Origin of the sequence: Amycolatopsis rhizosphaerae (genome assembly GCF_007713715.1) — a bacterium.
Taxonomy (GTDB): domain Bacteria; phylum Actinomycetota; class Actinomycetes; order Mycobacteriales; family Pseudonocardiaceae; genus Amycolatopsis_E; species Amycolatopsis_E rhizosphaerae.
This window is the reverse complement of sequence record NZ_VJWX01000507.1, coordinates 1-5,167: the sequence shown is the minus strand read 5'-3', so window position 1 is coordinate 5,167 and position 5,167 is coordinate 1. Positions and strand designations below refer to the sequence as shown.

The following is a 5,167-nucleotide window of genomic DNA, read 5'->3' as shown; positions in this document are numbered from 1 at the left end:
GTGCGCGCCCCCGTCCGGGGACGCCGCACCCCGGGATGGGGCGGGTTGATGGCCACACCGGGATTCTCCCCCCGATCGCCGCACCGCTCTCGCCGAAGCGGTGCCCGGTGCCCTTCCCCCGTGAGCCACTCACTCGCGCTGCGCCGTCGCGATGAATAAGTATCCTGGAAGAAGCCGCGGCGACTCCAGGAAAATCCCTTCCCAATCTGCCCGAAACGATGTCGCGACACAGCGTCGGGACGGGTCGGGACAGGAGGAAAATGGCCCACGGGGCAGCGCATGCTCATACCCGGCGCACGGCGACGGAACCGCACTACCGTCTGCGATGTCAGGGCTGTGACGCACTGTTCGAGGACGACGGGTTCCTCCTCGAGTGCCCGAACCGCCACGAACCCGCCCTCGTCGTCGCGGAATACCGAAACACCCGTTTCGAACCGGACGCGGGCGTCGAAGGCGTGTTCCGGTACCGCAGGTGGCTGCCCGGCACCCGGGTCCTGGCCGGTGCGGGCAGCGGCGCGACCTACCGGAGCGAACGGCTGAACCGCGTACTGGGGCTGCCCGGCCTGTGGGTCGCGTTCAACGGCTACTGGCCGGAAAGGGGCGCGACCCTCGGCACCGCGACCTTCAAGGAGCTCGAGGTGTGGCCGGTCCTCTCCCGGATCCCCCGGCCACGGGAGCAGGTTCTCGTCGTGGCCTCGGCGGGCAACACCGCCGCCGCCTTCGCCAGGGCCTGTTCGCTGAACACCATTCCCTGCCTGATCATCCTGCCCGTGGCCGGGGCCGCCTGCCTGAGGTTTCCCGATGCCCTCCACCCGTGCGTGAAGATCGTCTCCCTGACCGGGTGCGCCGACTACTCCGACGCGATCGCGCTGGCGAACCGCGTCGCGCGGGTCGACGGTTTCGTCGCCGAGGGAGGCGTGAAGAACATCGCGAAGCGCGAGGGGCTGGGCACGACGGTGCTGAACGCGGTCGAAACGATCGGGCGGATCCCCGACTACTACTTCCAGTCGATAGGAAGCGGAGCGGGAGCCATCGCGGTCTACGACGCGACAATGCGGCTCACCCGTGACGGGCGATTCGGCCGCAGGCCCCCGAGGCTCGTGCTGAGCCAGAACCAGCCGTTCGTGCCGGTCCACCGGTCCTGGCGGGCGCACCGCCGGGAGCTGGTGGAGATCGACGACGAGGTCGGGAAGAACCAGATCCGGCAGATCACCGCGCACGTGCTGTCGAACCGGCGGCCCGCCTATTCGGTCCGGGGCGGTGTCTACGACGTCCTCACCGGCTCGGGAGGCGACACCCGCACCGCCGACAACCTCGAGACCCTGCAAGCGAAACGGTTGTTCGAAGAGGTCGAGGGAATCGACATCGACCCGGCGGGCGCGGTCGCGCTGGCCACACTGATCAAGACGGCCCGCTACGGCGGGATCGACCGAAGAGCCCTGATCCTGCTGAACATCACCGGCGGCGGACGCCGCAGGCAGCATCGGGGCACGAAACTGCGCGCGGCAAGGGTCGCCCTCGAAATCGACGGGAAGGAACTGCAGCGTGACGAAACCCTCGACCGGGTCGTCGGCCTCTTCCGCTGAAGCGTCCGATGTGGAGCGGCTCTACCGGCGCCTCACCCCGACGTCGCACGAGTACTTCCTGGAAGGCAGCCGGTACCTGCCGGGCGCCGATTCGCGCAGCACCCTCTTCCACCCTCCGTATCCCCTCGTGCTGGCCGAGGGACACGGCTGCCACGTGTCCGATGTGGACGGTAACGAGTTGCTGGATTTCACCGGGAACCACACGTCCCTGGTCCTCGGCTACGGTCATCCGCGAGTCCGCGAGGCGGTCCGGGACCAGTTGGACAGGGGAACCTGCTTTCCCGGAGCCACCGCGCTCGGAGTGCGGATGGCGAAACTGCTGTGCGACAGGATTGCCTCCGTCGACCGGGTCCGCTTCACCAACTCCGGGACCGAGGCGGTGATGTACGCCGTCCGGGCTGCCAGGGCGTTCACCGGACGGCCCGGGGTCGCCAAAGTGGAGGGTGGCTACCACGGCAGCTGGGACGACGTGATGGTGAGCACCCGTCCGGTCCGGCAGGCCGGAGACCGGGCACGTCCGGCCGCGGTTCCGGCGTCCCCTGGCCTCACGCCGGGCGCACTCGCCACCACGGTGGTGCTGCCGTTCAACGAGGTGGAGGCCGCGGCGCGGCTGATCGAGCGGTACGGCGAACAGCTCGCCGCCGTGGTCGTGGAACCGGTCCTGGGCTCCGCCGGCATGATCCCCGCCGACCGGGACTACCTCGTCATGCTGCGCGAACTCACCGCACGGCTCGGCATCGTGCTGGTCTTCGACGAGGTCGTCAGCTTCCGGATCGCCCACGGGGGTGCACAGGAACACTTCGCCGTGTCACCGGACCTGACCTGCCTCGGGAAACTCATCGGCGGCGGCTTCCCGCTCGGCGCCTTCGGCGGCCGCGGCGACATCATGGCCCTGTTCGACCCCTCCGGCGGCGGGCCGCGGATCCCCCATCCCGGCAGTTACAACGCCAACCCGGTCAGCCTGGCGGGCGGCCTGACCACCCTCGAGGTGCTCACCGGGGAAGCGATCCGGGGCCTGAACGCCCGGGGTGCCCGCCTGCGGAACCGGATGCGGGCCGTGTTCGCCGAGGCCGGTCTTCCCGCGCAGGTCACCGGCCTCGGTTCGCTCTTCGCGATCCACCCGGTCGCGCACCCGGTGCGCGCCTACCGGGACACGCTCGGCGCCGACGCCGGATGCCGTCACCGGATCTTTCTCGGCCTGTTCACCGAAGGCGTGCTGATCGACCCCCGCGGGGTGGGGTGCGTTTCCACCGCTGCCGGGGCGGCCGAGGTGGACCGGTTCACCGCCGCGCTGCGGACCGTCCTGGCGGGACTCGCTCACCGCACGCGGTAGGCGAAGATCCGGACCTTGAGCCCGGGATCTTCGTACCGCAGATGCGAGAAGGGCTCACTCGTCTGCAGCAGACGCCATTTCCCTTCCCTTTCCAAGGCGTCCTGCCGGTCCCGGAAGCCGCCTTCCACGTACACGTCGGTGCGCACGCTGAAGATCACGCACCCGCCTGGCCTGCTCACGCGGACCAGTTCCGTGAGGGACTCCGGCGGGGCGTGACCGGCGGCGAAGACGCCCGTCGACACGACGGCGGCGAAGGTGTGGTCGGGAAAATCCAGCCGCCTGCCCAGCTCCATCCGCCGCAGGTCCCGGTACACCCTCTTTTCGCGGGCCACCTTCAGCATGTTCTCCGAGATGTCGATGCCCGTGATGTCGTGGTAGCCCAGCGGCGCGAGGACCTGCCCCATCATCCCGGTGCCCGCCCCGGCGTCGAGCACCGATCCGGCGCCGGGTGCGACGTAACGGCCGAAGAACCCGGCCGCCACGGCCGGCGTGGAGTACCCGTAGCTCAGGATGCGCCGTTCGTAGTCTTCGGCCCAGTCGTCGTAGATCCTCGCGGCCTCCTGGCTGTTCGTGGCCGTGGTCGCGACATCGGTTCTGTAGGTGATCCGCAGGGGTGCGAACTCGTCGGCGCCGGTCAAGGAACACCTCCCGGGCAGGAATGCCTTCACCCTAACCCCCGGCGGACGCCACCGCCCGCCGTGGGCGCGAGCCGTTCTCCGGTAAGCCCTTTCCCTGCCTGACTCCGGGTTTGACCTCCGGCGAATCGGGCACGTTCCCCGCGAGGACGAGCGGAGGTGCGGATGGTGCCCCTGTCGGAGCAGCGGCTCCGGATGCGCGACCGGTTCCTCGACCAGGCCGTGCGCGAACTGTGGAAGTACGACGACCGGGTGCGCGGGCTCGGCATCGACGTGCGGTTCGATCGCGGAGTCGCGCACCTGACCGGCGAGGTCGACGACGCGGGCCGGCTCGACACGGCGCGGTCGGTGATCGGGCGGCTGGACGGTGTGCTCGCGGTGTGGGACCAGGTGCGCGTGGCGGGCCGGGACCCGGTGGTCCTCGATCTCGGCTGCGGGGCGCAGAAGCAGTATCCGGCCAACCTCGGCGTCGATCTCCACCTCACCTCCGAGGTCGACGTCCGGGCCGATGTGTCCGCTCCCCTGCCCTTCGCGGACGGCTCGGCCGACCGGGTGTTCCTCGTGCACATCCTGGAACACCTGATCGACTTCCTGCCCCTGGTCGACGAGGTGCACCGGGTGCTGCGGCCGGACGGGATCGCCTTCGTGCTGTCCCCCTGGTGGCGCTACGTCAACGCCGTCGCGGACCCGACGCACGTACGCCTGCTCGACGTGCAGACGATCAAGGGCATCTGCCGGCGCGCGGGATCGCGGCGGCTGTGGAACCCGCTGCACGTGGGCTGTGACGGCGCCGGCGTCTTCGCCGAACTGCGACCGCTGACCGATCCCGCGGACTTTCCCGGCGAGGCCGAACTGGCCCGGTTCTTCGACTGACCCGGCGCCGGTCCCGAACGGCAGCCCTCGGTCGCGCCCGCCGCAAGCGGCATCGGATTCACCATTTTTTCGCGTTGCCCCGTGACCGGATTCCGCTCTAAACGCCGGTCGGCACCAGTCCGCCGATCGCGCCGGGAAAAACTACTCCATCAGACCAACCGTGGCCACCTTTTCGGGTGTTCGGACCACGGACGAACCGGTGCCGCCCGAAGGCCCGGATAGTGTCGACTCGCCAGCCCCGTCGATCCCAGCTGTCACAACAGAAGGACTGAACCCCAGCAGTCCCGGGGGCAACAGGGCCGGCAAGCGGGAAAAGCAGAATTCCGTAGAAAAAACTATCCCCCAGAAAGGTTTTCGAGCGATCAACAAGAGTCGTGAAAGCGATTTCCTCCCTGCCTTCCGGAGAATCAGATGATCACACGAAATATTCGAGCCTTCTTACACGTTTTCGGCCGGCGGCGAACCTGGCTGGCGGCGCTCGTCGCGGTCGCTTCCGCGGCGCTGGTCGGCCTGGTGCTGATCGGGACCGCACCGCGGGCACAGGCGCAGGGCTCCCAGCCGGGTGCGGCGGCCGCACAGCAGGTCGACCCGCGCGGGGACGACGGCCGGTGCCTGCCCTGGTCGCCGCACTGCCATTGCCCAGGGGCGCATCACCACTGCAGGCCCAAGCCGCCCGAGCCGCCCATGCCCACTTTCCCGCCGCCCAAGCCGTGCTGTAAGCCCGGTCCGCCTGGGCCTCC

The 5,167-nt window shown here is 69.5% G+C and carries 4 protein-coding genes and 1 pseudogene; 4 read left to right on the top strand and 1 reads right to left on the bottom strand.

What is annotated here, in order from left to right:
• The first annotated feature begins 260 nt into the window (after positions 1 to 260).
• Both FNH05_RS31770 and FNH05_RS31765 read left to right on the top strand, forming a co-directional pair.
• The gene (locus FNH05_RS31770) at positions 261 to 1,586 is read left to right on the top strand and encodes a cysteate synthase (RefSeq protein ID WP_144592539.1); all 1,326 of its coding nucleotides are present in this window, start codon (positions 261 to 263) and stop codon (positions 1,584 to 1,586) included.
• A complete protein-coding gene (locus FNH05_RS31765; protein WP_186382835.1) occupies positions 1,546 to 2,919 on the top strand; it encodes an aspartate aminotransferase family protein in 1,374 nt (457 codons plus the stop codon). Before FNH05_RS31770 ends, FNH05_RS31765 begins: the two co-directional genes overlap by 41 nt.
• On the opposite strand, the gene FNH05_RS31760 is transcribed toward FNH05_RS31765, so the two are convergent.
• Positions 2,904 to 3,557: a class I SAM-dependent DNA methyltransferase gene (locus FNH05_RS31760; RefSeq protein ID WP_144592537.1), complete on the bottom strand. Its 654-nt coding sequence runs from the start codon at positions 3,555 to 3,557 to the stop codon at positions 2,904 to 2,906. The genes FNH05_RS31765 and FNH05_RS31760 overlap by 16 nt on opposite strands.
• Positions 3,558 to 3,719: 162 nt before the next feature.
• On the opposite strand from FNH05_RS31760, the gene FNH05_RS31755 reads away from it, so the two are divergent.
• Both FNH05_RS31755 and FNH05_RS38960 read left to right on the top strand, forming a co-directional pair.
• The gene (locus tag FNH05_RS31755) at positions 3,720 to 4,427 is read left to right on the top strand and encodes a BON domain-containing class I SAM-dependent methyltransferase (protein ID WP_144592536.1); all 708 of its coding nucleotides are present in this window, start codon (positions 3,720 to 3,722) and stop codon (positions 4,425 to 4,427) included.
• 411 nt (positions 4,428 to 4,838) lie between these two features.
• Positions 4,839 to 5,167 (top strand): annotated as a pseudogene (locus tag FNH05_RS38960) (hypothetical protein); the annotation flags it as partial.